This is a genomic window from Sediminispirochaeta bajacaliforniensis DSM 16054, assembly GCF_000378205.1.
In the GTDB taxonomy this organism is placed as follows: Bacteria; Spirochaetota; Spirochaetia; order DSM-16054; family Sediminispirochaetaceae; genus Sediminispirochaeta; species Sediminispirochaeta bajacaliforniensis.
Map to the genome: position 1 here is coordinate 1 of NZ_KB899416.1, position 17,359 is coordinate 17,359.

The window sequence follows — 17,359 nt, forward strand, 5'->3', positions numbered from 1 at the left end:
GCTGGATGAGCATGAGCTTGATAATGACGACGACCTGGTGGAACATACGAGAGCGGTGATGGATGCCATGGATATCTGGGCGGGGATAAAGGATCTTCCCGGGATTGATAACGCTGCGCAGCTGTGGCATGTGCACCCGGTCTATTTTCTGCAGCACCTCAGGAAGATGGGGCTGTGGGAGATGAATCCGTATGCGGGGCATACCATATCCTGTTCCCCGCGGATCGAGGTGAATATTCGTGATAACCCCGGCTTTGCACCGAGGGTGAGGGAGAGGAGTCCATACACATGGGAGCGATCAGGGGGAGAGGAGTATTACGCGGGGATATCGACGCTGTTTAATGATCCGTATACCCCGACCTGGACCCATGATGGCGTGGACTTTGTGGCATCCAGGGAAACTCCGGTAATATCCTTTATCCACGGGAGGGTGGTTGAGAGGGGAGACCAGGGGAATGACCACTATGGGAAGTTTCTGATAATAAAAGATGAATTACAGCGGGAAGGAGAGAATCATATCTTTTATCTGCTGGGGCATCTGTCATCCTTTGAAGGAAGCACGATTGGCAGTGTTGTCGGACCGGGACAGGTTGTGGCGCTTGTGGGCAATACGGGCCACTGTATGACGGGAAATCCACCCCATGATCTGTCGGCCCGGGAGCGGAGAGATGGACGGGGGGCACACCTGCATGTGGGGTTTTTTAAGGCAGTAGAGCCTCAAGACATTTATCTCACCGAAATAAATGATTTTGATTATGAAAAATATCCAACCCTATGCTTTAATCCCTTCAACCATACCGAAGGGTATATCCCAAGGGATCAGCTATGAGAAAATACCTATTTATTCTTTTTCTGACGGCATCTGCCCTTAGCTCTTTATCCTCAAGAGACTGGGATATTCAGTATGAATGTATCCGGGAGACCTACGCTTATGATGATACCGTTGGGAACGACGTAGTGTTTTCATTGCCCAAGGGTTCGATCCTTAATTCAAATGGAAGATGGTCTGGATATCCTGCACGTTTCTGTTTTTTTCAAGAGGGAAAAGAGTATTGGGTCCCTGCAATTGACATTAAGCCGGTAGAATCAGATACGTTACCGGAAATATTTACCGAGGATTTGGGATCACATTGGATTACCAGTTATGTGTTATCAGCATTATATGTATCAAAACCACGGGAGTTTCTGTATCAATACGAACCCTATTGGCGAGACGATTATAATGCCCAGGGGCAATTTGATTGGTGGAATAGTTGGAACCCTAATATTTTAGACTCTTATAATTCGCTCCTTAAATTTTATTCTGTTACCTTTGGTTTTACTAAATTACTTGTGACCAGAATTACTAAAGCTGACAACTCAATGTATACTATCGATGCAATTGTTACTGATGTGGACGTACCATCAAGACAAAAATCTAATCCTATTTTCTCAGAGCTGGAAAACCAGGAAGTAAAGCTAATCCTCGAATTCGATGGTGATTACCTTGATATCTATTTAAACGATACATCAACTCATTTTGCTCAGTTGGTTCGAATTGACAAAGATCTTGAGGATGCAATCATTCAAAAGATGAAACTGGAGCCAGTGGATCTCTCCGGCCTCCACTGGCCCACCCGGGCAGACGGTTCCATGCATTATCCCAAAATACCGGCTGACCTCACTGATTTCTCACCGACCCATACCACCACAGCCAACCTTCGCCTCAGAATACAGCCCGATACCTCAGCTGGCTTTTTTACCACATTGCCTGAAGGAACAAAAGTGCAGGTAACAGAAGAAGGGGAAACTGAAACCATAGACGGTATCACCGCCCCCTGGCTCGAGGTGATAAGCGAATCAGGTTATAAGGGATGGTGCTTTGGCGGATATCTTGCAGAGATGGCAACCGAAAAGCCGGAGGATTCCCGGCAGGAACCGGTTACAAGTGAAGATGAGGCATCATCAAATTCGACAATGAACCAGCTGCAACCATCCTGGCTGCTCTCTGTAGTTGGTGCCGGTGTACTGCTGGTAATTGTCGCGGTTATCGTGGTCATTTTGAGAAAGAGAAAGTAATGCAGGAGGATGTAGTTCTTTCCCGCGGCAGGGATTGGAGCGGAAACCCTGGAGCCCCGCGGGGACGAGGAGGGCGATCGGGAGTGAGCCCGTGCCCGAGTCCCGGAAACGCGGGGCGAAGCGTTGGAGCGCAAAGCCCGGCCCCGCGCAGCGGGGAGCCGCCCCGAAAAAAAACGAAGCGGCTTATCTACTGTTTCGAATCCTGGTGGTCGAATGACCGCAACTCCTTTTTCAGAAGTCAATTGAGAACACTATTATGGAAGAAAGCAGGCACCGGCTTTAGGTTTCCCCCATAATGGCTGGAAGGTCGGACTGGACATCTGCAATCGGTTTTATGTCGAAGTTTTCCACCAGTATGTTTGCGACATTCGGGCTTAGAAAGGCGGGAAGCGTCGGCCCCAGGCGTATGCCTTTGAAACCGAGGTAAAGCAGTCCGAGTAAAACGGCTACGGCCTTCTGTTCGTACCAGGCAAGATCAAAGCTGATGGGAAGCTGGTTGAGGTCCTCCAGCCCGAAGACTTCTTTCAGCTTCAGTGCGATGATTGCAAGGCTGTAAGAGTCGTTGCACTGGCCTGCGTCCAGGACCCGGGGGATGCCGCCGATATCTCCAAGATTCAGTTTCAGGTAGCGGTATTTTGCACAGCCGGCCGTGAGGATAACGGCGTTGTCGGGAAGGGCCTCGGCCAGTTCGGTAAAGTATGATCTGCCCTTTTGCCGTCCGTCGCAGCCAGCCATGACCACAAAGCGGCCTATGGCCCCGCTTTTGACTGCGTCGACGATCTTATCGGCCAGCGCAAGGGTTTGGGCATGGGCAAAGCCGCCGGTGATGCTTCCTGTTTCCAGTTCTGTTGGAGGGGGACAGCTTCGGGCCTGTTCTATGATGGAGGAGAAGTCTTTCCTCCCTCCATTTTCTCTGTCGGGGATGTGGCGGACGCCCGGGTAGCCTGCCATCCCTGTTGTGTAGATGCGATCTTTATAGCTTTCTTTGACCGGGACGATGCAGTTTGTGGTCATCAGAATAGGGCCGTTGAAGGATTCGAATTCCTTATTTTGATGCCACCAGCTGCCGCCGTAGTTGCCTGCAAAGTGTGCGTATGCCCGAAAGGCTGGATAGTAGTGTGCGGGCAGCATTTCACTGTGGGTATAGATGTCGACGCCGCTGCCTTCGCTTTGCTGCAACAGCTCTTCCAGGTCTTTCAGGTCGTGGCCGGATATGAGGATACCGGGATTGTTCCGTACCCCGATATCGACCTGGGTGATCTCCGGATTTCCATAGGCCGAGGTATTTGCTTTGTCCAGAAGTTCCATCGCCTTGACCGCTGTTTTACCGGTTGCCATGACAAGGTCGATAAGCTTTTCCGGGTTCCGTTCTGCGGCGAGATCTGCAAGTAGGGAGATAATCGTGTGATAGTGTTCTGTATCTTCCACTCCGAGAACAGCCGCGTGGTCGGTATAGGCCGCGATTCCCTTGAGGCCGTAGATTGCCAGTTCCCGGAGGGACCGTACATCCTCATTCTCTTCTTCGAGGATACCGGATCCGGGATGGGGCATATCGGCAGCATAACGCGCACAAGCTGGGGCCTTTGTAAACGTGGCATCGTCAAGGCCTTTCTGTAATTTCTCCAGCCTTCCGCAGCTTTCTTCGAGCAGGACAGATATCCTGTTGTCGTCGAAATTGGCGTTGGTGATGGTGGCAAAAAGCGAGCGTACCGTAAAGAGTCCGAGATCGGGCTGAAGCTTTTCCCATTGGCCGAGTTTTTTCGCACACCATGCGCAGCCTTTTAGCGAATAGATGAGAAGGTCCTGAAGATCGGCCGTCGATCCCTGCTTTCCGCAAACGCCGCGAACCGTACATCCCTTGTTCCCTGCGGTTTCCTGGCATTGAAAACAAAACATACTACACCTCCGTTTGGGTTTTGGTATGGTATTAAGTCTTATGGATCCGAAAAAAAAGTGCAGTACCATATGGTACGGATCTCTGTGGTCGGCTATAGTGTTGTGATGGAAGCGTGGATGCGATCGACCCTTAAGCGGTGTCCGCTCTTTCGCGGACTTTCGGACGACCGCTTTGATCAAATCTCCGGATTGCTCTCTGTCGGTGTGCGCTCTTTCCATGCCGGTTCTCAGGTGGCCTTTCGAGGAGATGCCTATGAAGATCTATTGATTATTCTCTCGGGTTATCTCAACGGTGAGTTCCGTGACTATTCGGGAAAGGTCCTGAAGGTCGAAACGCTCCATGCGCCTGATACCGTAGCGTCGGCGGTGCTTTTTGCTCCCGAGAACGTCCTGCCGGTGGATCTTGTTGCGGTCAGCGATGTGGATCTTATATCGCTTTCCCGCAGAGTGGTCCTTACCCTGTTCCATGAGGAGGAACAGATCCTTCTGAATTATCTTTCCGACAACGGCCAGAAACTGACCCTTCTTGCCGAGAAGCTGCGATTCATTCAGTTTTCAACCATAAAGGAAAAGATTGCAAACTATCTTCTCGATCTGTCGAAGCGCCAGGATACGGAGACTCCCGAGCTTCGGATTACGAAAGAGAAGCTTGCCGAGGTGTTCGGTGTAACCAGGCCCTCTCTTTCCCGGGGATTCCAGCAGCTTTGTGATGCCGGTGTTATCTGCCAGGAAGGAAGCCATATCCGCCTTTTACAAAGGCGTGAGCTTGAATTTCTTGTACACAAAGAGGAAAAGCAACGATGAACAACAGTGAAAACAACCATCCCCTGCGAAGAACCCGGGCAGAAGTGGACCTCGATCTTCTTTCGAAAAATATTCGTACCCTCTGGAACCGTTCCGGTTGTGAGGGCTATCTTCTCCTTTTGAAAGCCAACGCCTATGGCCACGGCTCCATCGCCTGCGCGAAGATGGCGGAAGAACTTGGTGTCACCTTCGGCGGTGTGGCCGCCTATCAGGAGGTGCGTTTCCTGAGAAGTGCGGGGGTCCGGCTTCCTCTTTTATTGCTTGAAGATCTTTTCGATGATGAAATCGCTCCGGCCTTTGATGCAGGGGTGAGCTTTTCCGTTTCTTCCCTTGCATATGCCGAAAAGGTGGCGAGGGTTGCAGAAAAGGCGGGAAAGGTCGGAAAGATCCACCTCAATGTGGATACGGGCATGGGACGGCTCGGCTGTTTTCCCGATGAGTTGATGAAGGTTGCCGAGTACGTACATCATAGCCGGTGGCTCGCTCTGGAGGGGCTTTTTTCCCACTTTCCCTCCTCTGATGAGGGGGACCTTACCGTTCCGACGGCACAGATAGAGCTGTTTTCGCGTCTCGACAGAGAACTTGAGGGCGCAGGTATCAGGCCGAAATGGCGACACTTTGCCAACAGCGGTGCTGTTATCGATTTCCCCGCGGCATCCTCCTTTGATATGATCCGGCCCGGTGTCTCGTCCTTCGGCATCTATCCCAGCAAAGAAGTTGCCCACGATGTGGGGCTGTTTCGGGTCTTGTCGCTCAAAAGTGCGATCTTGTCCATACGGACCTTCCCGAAGGGAGCGAAGATCGGCTACGGTTCGACCTTTGTCACCGAACGGGAAAGCCGTATCGCCGTTGTTCCCATCGGTTATGGTGACGGCTACGTCAGGGCTTTTTCGAACAATAGCGATGTTCTTGTTCATGGGCGTCGGGTTCCCGTGGTCGGTCGAATTTCCATGGATATGATTACCGTTGATCTTACGGAGCTTCCTGAATCGGTCGGTACTGGGGATGAAGCAGTCTTGGTGGGAGCGCAGGCCTGGGAGGATAGAAGCGGTGAGATCGATGCCGAAGACCTTGCTGCGCGGATCGGGACAATCAGCTACGAGGTGACTTGTCTCCTCACCGCCAGGGTGCCTCGCGTCTTTTTCAGGGGAGGCAAGGCCGTGGCGGTGCAGGAGATGTCGGAACACTTTTACCGGGAGTACTAAGCCTCTATCCCGTTCAGCCTCTCGAATACTTTATACAGCCCCTGGGTTCCCAGTTCATCGTAACCGCATGCCGAGGCCGCAAGGTAGAATTGATGGGCGAGGCTCAGCCCCGGGAGGGAGAGCTTCATCCTTTTCGCCTCTTGAAGGGCAATTCCCAGATCTTTGATAAAGTGCTTGATGAAAAAACCGGGATCAAAATTACCCTTTGCGATGCGTCGGCCGAGGTTGTTGATCGACCATGATCCTGCGGCTCCCTTGCCGATAACGTCGATGACCTCGTTCATATCCATGCCCGCACGCCAGGCGTAGAGCAGGGACTCGACGGTACCGATCATCGTGGTGGCGATGAGTATCTGATTGCTCATTTTGGTATGCTGCCCTTTTCCAGGGCCGCCCATACGGGCGATGTTTTCTCCCAGCACCTCAAAGTAGGGGAGGAGCTTTTCAAAGGCTTCCTTTTCGCCCCCGACCATGATGGCGAGCTTACCGTCCCTGGCCCCGATATCGCCACCGGAAACGGGGGCATCCAGCACTGCTATCCCGCGTTTCTTCCCTTCGTCGGCAAGCCGCTCGGCGAGCGATGGCTCTGATGTGGTCATGTCCACTGCAATGCTGCCTTGCTTCGCGTCGGCAAAGATACCCTTTTCTCCAAGGTAGACCTCCTCAACATCGGCCGGATAACCGACGATGGAGAAGGTGATTTCCGATTCGGCGGCAACGGCGGCAGGGGTTTCGGCCCAATGTGCGCCTGCTTCCAGGAGTTCCCTGGCTCGCTCTTTTGTACGGTTATAAACGGTGAGGCTGTGCCCCGCCTCTATCAGGTTGGCACACATATTCTTACCCATTACTCCGGTGCCGATCCATCCAAGTTTTGCCATGTACTCCTCCTTCTTTTCCCTCTATCTACCATACGCCCCGCGGCCTCCATATTCAAGGGGGTATCGTACCAGGAGACATTGCGGGTGAGGAACATGATGAGGGCAAGGGCGATAAAGAGGCCTATGGAACCGAGGAGGAGAGCATAGTCCTCCGATGTCAGGACCACCATGAGATATACATAGGCGATGACGATAATCCCGCCAAGGGTGATCCCTGATTTTTTGCTGCCGAGCACCGCCGATGCATAGGCGGCAATAAGAAGAGAGCCACCCGAAGCCGCAAGCATATATGCCGTGAAAAAGGGGATATGTTCGGAGAGGCTCAAAAGGAGAAGATAAAAGACGATATCCGCACAACCGGTAAGAAGATACTGCACGGGATGAACGGCTTCCCCCTTTACTGCTTCAAACACGAAAAAGGCAGCGAAGGGCACAATGAGAAAGAGCCAGGCATATTTTACCGATCGTTCGTTCTTGGGATACGGATCATCCGGGTTGAGAAATTTGACGCCGAAGCCCTCAACGTCTATCTCTTCCGAGCGCAGATCGGAGATGAAGCCAAAGTGCGGCAGGTTTCTGCTTAGGTGGCTGATGCTCCACAAGGCGGAGAATCCCGGTTCAGCATCCCCTCCGTCGTGTCGGATCGGCAAGGCTGATCCGAAAAAACTGGGATTCTCCCAGTCCGAATGCATAGCCACCTCGGTTTGCCGGGCAACGGGGAGGATGCTGATGCTCTGGCCTCCTCCCATGCGAAGCCTGAAACGGTAGGGCATGGAACCCTTCAGAGCTTTGGCTGTGAGCCCTACCGGGGACGTAATCCTGTTTCCCCGGAGAACGATATCGGTACCCATCGGCTCCAATGTCAGTGTGGAATCTCCGAACATGGCTTCATCGATTGCCCTGATACCGCCAAGCTCTCCCAGGCTCAGGCCGATGCGGATTCCTTCCTCGTCGATGGTGTAACCGGAAAGTCGTTCGCTCAGCTCCTCCAGTCGAAAGCTTCCTTCCAGCACGATCGATGCATTGTATACCGGAACAGAGAAAATACCCCGGCTGCGTCTCTCTGTTTCCGCATCGATATCCACATTCAGGCTGTCAGGGAAAAAGAGGGCGGTGCGCTCGATCTTCTGCTGAATAGGTTTTCCTTCTACGCTCCGTATCTCTTCGAACCGGTAGACGGGGATCAGGAGATACGGCCCGCTTATGGTGCTCCTTCCTCCCCAGGAATCGATCACTTCCTCCGTTGCTTCCCGGCTGCGGGATTCACGTTCCCTGACGATTTGCCGGACCATTCTCAAGGGAATGGCAAAAAGTATGAGGAGAATAAGAATGACAATCAACTTTACTCCGTATTTTCCAGCTTTCATCTTTTCATACTCCTTTCGTATAGTGTTGTACTTGGAAGGATTTTCGGGGATGAGCGTGGCAAAAATAGGGCGTGAATGTGGCAATAGTGTGGCAAACTCCCTTTTCCTCGAAGCTTGAGTTGACCTTGAGGCGGCAATCTGCCTTAATAATCAGCGATGAACGAGGCAAAACGGATTGCCATTGTCGATGATGAAGAGGCTCTTACCGCCACGCTTGCCTTTGCTTTCCGCAGGGAAGGCTTTGAGATCGAGCTTTTTCACGACGGGGCGACGGCCTGGCAACATTTTTCACGGAGACTTCCCCATCTTATTGTCCTTGATATCATGATGCCGAAGATGGATGGCCTTGCATTGTGTAAGCTGCTGCGAGGTGAAGGAATGCAGGTGCCCATCATTTTCCTTTCTTCACGGGATGATGAAATCGACCGGCTTCTCGGCTTCGAGTCGGGGGGCGACGACTACCTGTCAAAGCCCTTTTCGGTCAGGGAATTACTTGCCAGGGTGCGGGCCGTGCTTCGCCGAAGTTCCGGAGTGCAGGAGGGAGGCGTTCCTTCCGTAGTCGATATGGGGGACCTGCAGATTGATACATCATCCGCCCGCTGTTTTTTCGGCGATCATAGTGTCCCCCTCACCCTGACGGAACTTCGAATACTGCTCTCGTTGCTGGAACTGCCCGGGGGGATCAAGAGTAGGGAACAGCTGATGGCTGCCGCCTTTCCCGAGGACCTCTATGCGAACGAGCGGGCCGTCGATAGTCATATCAAACGGATACGAAAAAAGATGACGGCCCTCGGCCTTCCCTACGATCCGCTGGAAACGGTCTACGGCATGGGCTACCGTTTTACCTCGACGGGGAGTCGCCGGTGAGGCGAATTTCCTTCCGCCTGCTGATATTCAACCTCCTTCTTTTATTTCTTCCCCTCGGAAGCATGCTTTACCTGAAGACCTACGAGAGGCAACTTCTTGAAAACCAGGAACGGGCGATGGTACAGGAGGGGCGGATACTTGCATCGGCACTGGCCGATAGAGCCATACAGGATGAGGGCCTGCGCATCCTCACCAATCTCGCAGGGAGAATGGAATCGAGGATCAGGATTGTGGACCAAGATGGCACACTGCTTGCCGACTCTGCTGTCGATTCCCCTGTTCTCCAGGATGAAAAGATGCAAGCGGCCGGTCGTGGCTACGAAAAACAGGAATCGGGAAGGCAGGCTTTCTTGTATCGCCTTGTGGTGCCTCCCGTCAACAGATTCCGGGAGTTGTGTGCGCGCCTTCTGTTTCCTCCGTCGCCACGCTTCGAATCTGCAGAGTATTACAGCGGGAAAGACGTACTCGACGGGCCTGAGGTGCGTTCGGCCCTTTCCGGCAGGTACGGAGCAAGTACCCGAATCTCCTCTGGCGGTCAACGTTCGGTTACCCTCTATTCAGCCATTCCCGTCTACGCTTCCTCCGGTAACGTGAGCGGTGCGGTCGTTGTCAGCCGTTCTACCTATCGAATTCTCGAGGATCTCTACCGCATCCGTCTCGACATCATCGTCATATCACTCTATTCCTTTGTCGCCGCGATCGCCATCAGCCTTATCCTCTCCTTTACCATTACCAGACCGCTCAGAAGGCTCAAGGATCGTGCGGAAGAGCTTCTTTCTGTACGAAACGATCTTGTCTCTGCGTTTCGGGATGGGTTTCCTGCCCTTAGGCGGCGTGATGAGATAGGCGACCTGGGGCGGGCCCTGGCCGAGCTGTGGGAACGTCTGGAAAAACGCATAGGGGACATCGACGAATTTACCTCCGATACCCTCCACGAATTGAAAAATCCCCTCTCTGCCATACGGAGTGCTGCGGAAGTGGCCTCCTCAGAGGCCGATCGGGAAGGTACGAGTGAACTTTCTGTTTTTTTCCGGACCATCCTTACCTCCGTGGCCAGAATCGACCGGCTTTTGGGAGAACTCAGGGAGATCGGCAGGATCGATGCGGGTATAGACGACCCTTCTGCCGAGGCGCTGGATGTGGAATCCCTGGTCAAGCGCCTGAAAGAGATGTATCGCTGTCATAAAAGGATTATTTCCGAAGAGATCGAGCTTCGTATCGACAATCGCCTTAGCGGTCGTTCCATTCTGATCAATCCCGAACGGATGCTTCAGCTGGTCGGGAATCTTCTTGATAATGCCCTTGACTTTGCCTCTTCCCGGGTTGATCTTTCGCTATTTCCCCTTGGCGAGAGGGATGTCGGCATCAGGGTTGAGGATGATGGTCCGGGGATCGATCCGGCCGATGCTCCCCATCTCTTTTCCCGCTTCTTCTCCGTCCGGGAACGTCGGGGCGAGCATTCCGGCCTCGGACTCTCCATTTGCCGTGCCATTGCCGAAAGATGTGGGGGAGGTGTTGTGCTGGAAGAAAATCCGGAGGAACATAAGAAGAAAGGAGCCTCTTTCCTTGTCGTGCTTCCCGCTTCCTTCTGAATTCTGAAAAAGCGCCCACTAAAGGCGCAATGGTGGTATAGAGGTGTATTTTCATCACCAGGATTCGGAACACTACCCCCTAATTACCACACCTCCGTGAATCACCGTTCGCCTGCTTTTCCCGCCGATGAGAGCCTCAACCGGATTGGGAGCATCTACGATTACCATATCGGCTCTACACCCCTGCTTTAGTCCATAATTCGTTATACCCATTGCCCAAGCCGGGGTTTCGGTGATCATTGCCAGCAGATCCTGGCTGCGGCTGTAGGGGTCAAGCTGGGCCACCTGAGCGGTGAGGAGCAACTCTTCAAGGGGATCTCCGTTGCCGAAGGGGCGAAAAGGGTCTCTGATGTTATCCGAGGCTACCGCCACCGGCACCCCCGCTTCAATGAGTTCTGTGATTCTGGTCGTACCCCGACGGCGATTCTTGGTATCGCTGCGTCCCATGAGAAAAAGATTGCAGGAGGGCAGTGTTACCACATTGACGCCGGAGCTGGCAACCTTTTCGATCACTCGTGCCGCTGCATCCGCATCCATTGCCGAAAGAGAGGTACAGTGGCCCGCCGTCACACGGCCGCCCATCCCGTATTCCATGGTTTTCTCGGCAAGATAGTCGAGGGCATCGGCATTTGCTTCCTCGCTTTCGTCCACATGCAGGTCGATAGGAAGGCCGCTTGTCTCCGCAAGACGAAAGAGTGTGTCGGTAAGCTCCCGATGATTGTTACTCAAGGTGGGACAGCCGCCGATCGCATCGGCTCCTGCTTCTATGGCTTTTTCCAATAGCTCATATACGGCATCTCCGGGAACAATCTTTTCTACGGCTCCGGGGAAGGCGACCAATTGAATCGTAATCTCATCCTTATAGTGTTCGCGTATCCTGCAGGCGCTTTCCCAGAGCTTCATGCCGGTGAAACGTTCAAGGGTAATATGGCTTCTCAGTATCGAGGTCCCGGCTTCGATCGCCATTTCAACCATGTTACAGCCGTTTTCATATAACTCCTCTTCATCGACGTTCCTGAAGTAGGCGTTCATACTTTTAATCGCTTCTAATAGGGTGCCTGAGTAATTATGGATGCGACCGGCGGTCATTGCTTTATCAAGATGGGTGTGCATGTCGACAAAGCCGGGGAAAACGGTTTTTCCTGAAGCATCAATAATCTTTCGGCCGGCTCCTGTGATGCGGGCAGCCTTTTCCGCAATGAATCCCTCCTTGATGCCAAGATCCATTGTTCCGTTTCCGTGAATATTACCCTGCTTGATTACTAAATCATACATATGAATCCTTAATCTTCTTGATGATTTCGAAAACATATAGTAATATACCTTTATGCAATCTACAAGGAGGAAAAAATGAAAAAAGGATTATTGTTGTTACTGGCTGTTTTACTTCTTCCCGTCGTATCTTTTGCGGAAGGACAAAAGGAGGAAGCGTCCGGTGATCAATTGAAGGTTGCGGCCCTTTTACCTGGTCCCATCAATGATGGCGGATGGAACACCAACATGTATGATTCTCTTAAGCTTATGGAAAAGGAGCTTGGTGCAAAAATTGCCTATACCGAGCGAACCCCGGCATCCGACTACGAGGAGATTTTCCGGGGCTATGCCGCAAGCGGATATAACATTGTATTCGGACATGGTTTTGAGTTCGGTGAACCGGCGGAAAAGGTGGCAAAAGAGTTCCCCGAGGTTACCTTTATCATCACCAGCACCAGCATAAGCCAGCCTCCCAATTTAGGTTCCTTTCTTGTCGACGATTTCCAGTGCGGATTTGTCCAGGGGGCTGTTGCGGCGATCCTCTCAAAGAGCAGAATCGTCGGTTATGTCGGTGGCATGGAGATTCCACCCATCGTGAATCAGAGCAAGGGCTTTGTCGCCGGTGCGAAGTATGTCGATAAGTCTATCGATGCCAAGGCGCTCTTGACCGGTAGTTTCGAAGACATCGCCAAGGCGAAAGAGATGTCAAAATCCCTTATTGCCGAAGGTGCCGATATCCTCGTGGCGGATGCCGACGAATCGAACCACGGTGTGATCGAGGCGGTTGAAGAGGCCGGAGCTCTCGTTATCGGAAGTTCAGGCGACATCTACGAAACAGTCCCCGATGCACGAGATGTTATCCTGACGAGCATGACCGAGAATATGCCGAAAGGTTTGACTGTTCTTGCCAAGTCGGTCGTCGACGGCACCTTTGAGGCAAAGAACTATATTATCGGTTTGCATGACGGGGCCGTTGCCCTTGCCCCGTTTCGGGATAACGCGAACCTTGTTTCCGCCGATCAAAAGGCACAGATCGATAAAATCATACAGGATCTGAGAGACGGCACCATCGATCTGAATCAGTATAAGTAGCCGTTTAATGCCTTCAGCCACGGAGGTGCCCAACCTCCGTGGCTCCCATATCGGGGAACACTATGAACAGACGATTGAACACTATTCTTATGCAGTGTGTCTCTATCACTGTGGCTTTTGTCCTTGGTGCCGTCGTGATCAAAATGATCGGGATATCACCGCTTTTTGCCTATGGTGCGCTCCTTAACGGCTCTTTCGGAAGCATCAATGCAATCGGAGAAACTCTCGTTAAGATGACGCCCCTTATCCTCACGGGCTTAAGTTACGCCTTTGCCGCCAGAGCCGGACTTATCAACATCGGAGCGGAAGGACAGCTCTATATCGGGGGAATTTTAGCCACCCTTGTCGGCTCCAACTTTGCCGGACTGCCTATGATTATTCATGTGCCTTTTGCCGTTGCCGCTGCTTTTGCAGGCGGAGCAGTATGGGGCGGGTTGGTTGGTCTTCTCAAAGTAAAGTTTGGCGCCAATGAAATCATCACGACGGTGATGCTCAACTATATCGCCATCTATCTGGTGAGCTTTCTCGTTACCGGTCCGATGAAGGCTCCCCCGGGGACCATGCCCGAGAGCCGACCGATTCTCGATTCGGCACACTTGGTGCGGATACTACCTGGGACAAGGCTTCATATCGGCATCTTCATTGCCATTCTTGCTCTGCTTTTTTACTATTTTTTCATATTTAAGATGCGGCAGGGTTATGAAATGCGGGTTGTAGGGAACAACATGGAGTCGGCCCGGGCCGCGGGTATGCGACCCCAGCGTACAATGGTTCTTGCTATGCTTCTTGCCGGAGGAATGGGGGGTCTTGCAGGTGGCGTTGAGATCCTTGGAATCCAGGGACGCCTGCTGCAATCCTTTAGTCCCGGCTACGGATTCGACGGTATTGCCGTTGCTCTGGTTGGGGTGAACAACCCTGTCGGCATCGTTCTTGGAGCCTTGCTTTTCGGCTTTCTTCGAGCCGGAGGCAACAGAATGCAGCTGGTTGCCCAGGTACCGGTTTCGGTTATCTACGTCGTTCAGGGATTGGTTATTACCTTTGTGATCATCGGTCAGAATCTGCATGTTTTTCAAAAGGTCGGGGTAAACCGCCCCTTTCGTCGGAAGACTGGGGACGGTCCTGCCCCGGAGGTGCTCTGATGGAACTTCTTAGTTATCTACTGGCGACCGATCTGCGAATGGCCGCTCCTATTCTCATTGCCGCTCTTGGCCTTCTTTTTATGGAAAAAAGCGGTGTAGTCAATATCGGTTGCGAGGGGATGATGCTCTTCGGGACCTTTTTCGGTGTTTTCTTTGCCCGGCTTTCAGGCTCACCCTGGATAGGCTTGCTTTTTGCCGGAATGACCGGGATGGTCATTGGCCTCTTTTTTGCATTCATTGTGGTTACCCTGCGGGCCAATCAGATTGTGACGGGGATAGCCCTAAACATCATTGCTCAGGGGGCCACCTCGACCCTGAATCGGCTTATCTTCGGCGTTTCAAGCCAGGCGGCCAATGCGCCGGGCTTTGAGGTCGTCCCTATCCCTCTGCTTTCGAAGATTCCCGTTATAGGAGATTCTCTCTTTAACCAGATGGGGCCCATCTATCTCGCTCTGCTTCTTGTTCCTTTGATCCGCTGGTTTATGATGAAGACAACCATAGGTCTGAAGATCCGTGCCGTGGGTGAACATCCCCATTCGGCCGATACCGCAGGAATAAATGTACGCTCTGTTCGCTATGGCAGCATTCTGGCAGGGTCCTTTCTCGTGGGGGCTGCCGGAGGATTCCTTTCTCTTGGGATTCTGAGCCTCTTTTCTGAAAATATGGTGAGCGGAAGAGGATATATCGCTCTGGCCGTCATCATTTTCGGGAAATGGAACTCCTGGGGAGTTCTTGCCGCCGCCCTGGTTTTTGGCCTCGGGGATGCGGTACAGATTAAGATGCAAACGGCCGGTAGTTCAATTCCCTATCAGTTTCTCATGATGCTTCCCTATATCCTGACGATTCTGGCACTTTCCGGTTTTGTCGGAAAAGCGGAATCTCCTGCAGCATCGGGGAAACCCTTTCGCAACGACGAGCTATAGGATTAAGGAGCTGCTATGGATACGCATGAAACAGTCCTGGAAATGAGAGGAATTACCAAGATTTTTCCCGGTGTCGTTGCCAATGATTCTATCAATTTTGATCTACGAAAGGGTGAAGTCCACGCCCTTCTCGGAGAAAATGGGGCGGGGAAAAGTACCCTGATGGGCATTCTTTCCGGGGTTTACCAGCCGACGGAGGGAACAATCGTGTTGGAGGGTTCCCCTGTCTGTTTCGATTCCGCCAGGGATGCCATCCTCAACGGCATCGGGATGGTCTATCAGCATTTTATGCTGGTGCCGAAACTGACGGTTGCGGAGAATATCATGCTTGGGATCAAACGGCCGAAGGAGCCGCTTCTGCAGATCGATAAGGCATCGGAACAGATCGTTGCTTTTGCCCGTACATATGACATGGATTTAGACCCGGAACAGAAGGTCGCTTCCCTGACCGTCGGACAGCAGCAGCGGGTTGAGATTGTAAAGGCTCTTTTTCGCGGGGCGAAGGTCCTTGTTCTTGATGAGCCTACGGCGGTCCTTACACCGAAAGAGACCCATGAGCTTTTCAGTATGATCAAGATGCTTACCGATCAGAACTTTTCCGTTATCTTTATAAGCCATAAGATCGACGAGGTTATTGAGATCAGCAATCGTATTTCCGTGCTTCGGCGGGGGAAACTTGAAGCAACCATCGATAACGAGGGAGTTTCCAAGAAAGAATTGGCCGGTCTCATGGTCGGCCGCGATGTTTCCTTCTGTGTTGAGAAAACTCCCTGCTGTCCGGGAAATTCCGTCCTTGCCCTTGAAGGGGTGGGGCTAAAGGACCGCGAAGGTCGAGCGCTCCTGAAGGATGTGAACTTTGAGGTACACGAAGGGGAAATTTTAGGGGTAGCCGGTGTCGATGGAAACGGGCAGGACGAATTACTCGAGGTGATAACGGGTCTTCGATCCGCCTCGGAAGGATCGGTCTGCATCGTCGGCCAGGAGGTCCTGGGCAAAAGTCCCCGCCAGATCCTGGAAATGGGCTTGGCTCATATCCCTGCGGACCGGCAAGCCCGCGGCCTTGTGCTGAACATGGATATCAAAGAGAATTTTATTATCAATGATTATTACCGCTCTCCGCATAGTAAACGGGATATCATTTCCTGGCCCTTTGTCAGAAAACATACGAAAGAAAACATCGAGCGCTTCGATGTTAGAACCTCTTCCATCGATACCCCGGTCTCGACCCTTTCGGGGGGAAATCAGCAAAAGCTGATTCTTGCCAGGGAGCTTCATGGCAAACCGGTCCTTTTGGCCGCAATGCATGCCACCCGGGGGCTCGATGTGGGGGCCATTGAATATGTACATCAACGGATACTCGAACAGCGTGCGGCGGGAACCGCGATCCTGTATATTTCGACAGAGTTGGAAGAGCTTATGAGCCTTTCAGATAGGATTGCCGTGATGTTCAGGGGGGAAATCATGGGGATTGTTCGGCCCGAAGAAGTGACAATTGATCAAATTGGGCTTATGATGGCAGGAAGCATAACGTAATATGAGGCCCGTAATGAAGGAGTATGGACCACAAGGAAAGAAGTTCCCAAAATATAAAGTTATCAAGCACTACCTGTTGCAGCGGATTAAGGAGATGAAGCCGGGAGATAACCGTTTGGAAACGGAAGAGGTCCTATCGGAAAAGATGGGAGTGAGCAAGGCGACGGTCCGGCAGGCAATGGATGAGCTGATTAACGAGGACTTAATAACACGGCAGCAGGGGAAAGGTGTATTCGGCCATCCCCGAGTCGGGGAATTGAAAATGCATCTTGGCCTCTGGGCCAATTTTCGGGATTACCTTTCCCGGGCGGGATATCGGGTGTCCGTAACTCAATCTCCGTTTCGGGTAGATATCGCCTCGAAGCATATGGTCGCACGAGCTCCATCTCTTGAGGGGGCTCATGTGTATGCCTTCGACTGGATTTATTATGCAAACGACAAACCCGTTATCGTTTGCAGGATCGAGGTTCCCATGGATCTTGTTATCAATCCCCTTCAATCCGAGGTTCCTCCGCTTACCCTTAAAGAGAGCTTGAAGAGGCTGAGCGGGAAAAATTTTTCCTATGCCATCAGCTGGCTTCGCAGTTCTCTTGACAGGGAGGCTGCCAGGCTCTTCGCTCTTGATGATATGACCGCTTTTTTGGTATGGGATGAAAATTTTTTCGATTTGTACGATAATCATCTTTGTTATAACGAGATTCTGTTTCATCCCGATTATCTCGATTTTTCGATTATCTGCCATTTTTAGGAG

16 protein-coding genes are annotated in these 17,359 nt (G+C 52.1%); 12 read left to right on the top strand and 4 right to left on the bottom strand.

All coding sequences use genetic code 11. The features are described 5' to 3' along the window. The 3 genes from F459_RS22230 to F459_RS24540 form a co-directional block, all read left to right on the top strand. The coding region (locus F459_RS22230) for a M23 family metallopeptidase (protein ID WP_033301621.1) at positions 1-829 on the top strand (829 nt) is incomplete at its 5' end. Continuing rightward, the gene (locus tag F459_RS0111300) at positions 826-2,058 is read left to right on the top strand and encodes an SH3 domain-containing protein (RefSeq protein ID WP_020612829.1); all 1,233 of its coding nucleotides are present in this window, start codon (positions 826-828) and stop codon (positions 2,056-2,058) included. The genes F459_RS22230 and F459_RS0111300, both read left to right, overlap by 4 nt. A 91-nt stretch (positions 2,059-2,149) precedes the next feature. After that, the gene (locus tag F459_RS24540) at positions 2,150-2,275 is read left to right on the top strand and encodes a hypothetical protein (protein ID WP_281167840.1); all 126 of its coding nucleotides are present in this window, start codon (positions 2,150-2,152) and stop codon (positions 2,273-2,275) included. Positions 2,276-2,337: 62 nt separating this feature from the next. Here the strand turns inward: F459_RS24540 and hcp are convergent, their stop codons facing one another. Beyond that, positions 2,338-3,954 carry a hydroxylamine reductase gene (gene hcp / locus F459_RS0111310; RefSeq protein ID WP_020612831.1) on the bottom strand — a complete coding sequence of 539 codons (1,617 nt, stop codon included), beginning with the start codon at positions 3,952-3,954 and terminating at the stop codon, positions 2,338-2,340. A gap of 69 nt (positions 3,955-4,023) precedes the next feature. Here hcp and F459_RS0111315 point away from each other — a divergent pair, with 69 nt between their 5' ends. Beyond that, the gene (locus F459_RS0111315) at positions 4,024-4,758 is read left to right on the top strand and encodes a Crp/Fnr family transcriptional regulator (RefSeq protein WP_245540159.1); all 735 of its coding nucleotides are present in this window, start codon (positions 4,024-4,026) and stop codon (positions 4,756-4,758) included. Then, positions 4,755-5,963 carry an alanine racemase gene (alr, locus tag F459_RS0111320; protein ID WP_020612833.1) on the top strand — a complete coding sequence of 403 codons (1,209 nt, stop codon included), beginning with the start codon at positions 4,755-4,757 and terminating at the stop codon, positions 5,961-5,963. Before F459_RS0111315 ends, alr begins: the two co-directional genes overlap by 4 nt. Here the strand turns inward: alr and F459_RS0111325 are convergent. Together F459_RS0111325 and creD are read right to left on the bottom strand one after the other, a co-directional pair. Then, a complete protein-coding gene (locus F459_RS0111325; RefSeq protein ID WP_020612834.1) occupies positions 5,960-6,841 on the bottom strand; it encodes an NAD(P)-dependent oxidoreductase in 882 nt (293 codons plus the stop codon). The genes alr and F459_RS0111325 overlap by 4 nt on opposite strands. Further along, the gene (gene creD, locus F459_RS0111330) at positions 6,808-8,208 is read right to left on the bottom strand and encodes a cell envelope integrity protein CreD (RefSeq protein WP_020612835.1); all 1,401 of its coding nucleotides are present in this window, start codon (positions 8,206-8,208) and stop codon (positions 6,808-6,810) included. The genes F459_RS0111325 and creD overlap by 34 nt, the downstream gene beginning before the upstream one ends. Before the next feature lie 156 nt (positions 8,209-8,364). Here creD and F459_RS0111335 point away from each other — a divergent pair, with 156 nt between their 5' ends. Together F459_RS0111335 and F459_RS0111340 are read left to right on the top strand one after the other, a co-directional pair. After that, positions 8,365-9,075, top strand: coding sequence for a response regulator transcription factor (locus F459_RS0111335; RefSeq protein ID WP_020612836.1), 711 nt, complete (start codon positions 8,365-8,367; stop codon positions 9,073-9,075). Continuing rightward, positions 9,072-10,667, top strand: coding sequence for a sensor histidine kinase (locus F459_RS0111340; protein ID WP_020612837.1), 1,596 nt, complete (start codon positions 9,072-9,074; stop codon positions 10,665-10,667). The genes F459_RS0111335 and F459_RS0111340 overlap by 4 nt, the downstream gene beginning before the upstream one ends. Before the next feature lie 72 nt (positions 10,668-10,739). On the opposite strand, the gene F459_RS0111345 is transcribed toward F459_RS0111340, so the two are convergent. After that, positions 10,740-11,942, bottom strand: coding sequence for an amidohydrolase family protein (locus F459_RS0111345; RefSeq protein WP_020612838.1), 1,203 nt, complete (start codon positions 11,940-11,942; stop codon positions 10,740-10,742). Positions 11,943-12,017: 75 nt separating this feature from the next. Here F459_RS0111345 and F459_RS0111350 point away from each other — a divergent pair, with 75 nt between their 5' ends. The 5 genes from F459_RS0111350 to F459_RS0111370 all read left to right on the top strand — a co-directional run bounded on the left by F459_RS0111350 (position 12,018) and on the right by F459_RS0111370 (position 17,356). Continuing rightward, positions 12,018-13,013 carry a BMP family protein gene (locus F459_RS0111350; protein WP_020612839.1) on the top strand — a complete coding sequence of 332 codons (996 nt, stop codon included), beginning with the start codon at positions 12,018-12,020 and terminating at the stop codon, positions 13,011-13,013. A gap of 62 nt (positions 13,014-13,075) precedes the next feature. After that, a complete protein-coding gene (locus tag F459_RS0111355; protein ID WP_026294997.1) occupies positions 13,076-14,152 on the top strand; it encodes an ABC transporter permease in 1,077 nt (358 codons plus the stop codon). Next, positions 14,152-15,075: an ABC transporter permease gene (locus tag F459_RS0111360; protein ID WP_020612841.1), complete on the top strand. Its 924-nt coding sequence runs from the start codon at positions 14,152-14,154 to the stop codon at positions 15,073-15,075. Before F459_RS0111355 ends, F459_RS0111360 begins: the two co-directional genes overlap by 1 nt. A 15-nt stretch (positions 15,076-15,090) precedes the next feature. Further along, positions 15,091-16,608 carry an ABC transporter ATP-binding protein gene (locus F459_RS0111365; RefSeq protein ID WP_020612842.1) on the top strand — a complete coding sequence of 506 codons (1,518 nt, stop codon included), beginning with the start codon at positions 15,091-15,093 and terminating at the stop codon, positions 16,606-16,608. A gap of 13 nt (positions 16,609-16,621) precedes the next feature. Continuing rightward, positions 16,622-17,356 carry a GntR family transcriptional regulator gene (locus F459_RS0111370; RefSeq protein ID WP_033301642.1) on the top strand — a complete coding sequence of 245 codons (735 nt, stop codon included), beginning with the start codon at positions 16,622-16,624 and terminating at the stop codon, positions 17,354-17,356. Positions 17,357-17,359 lie beyond the last annotated feature (3 nt).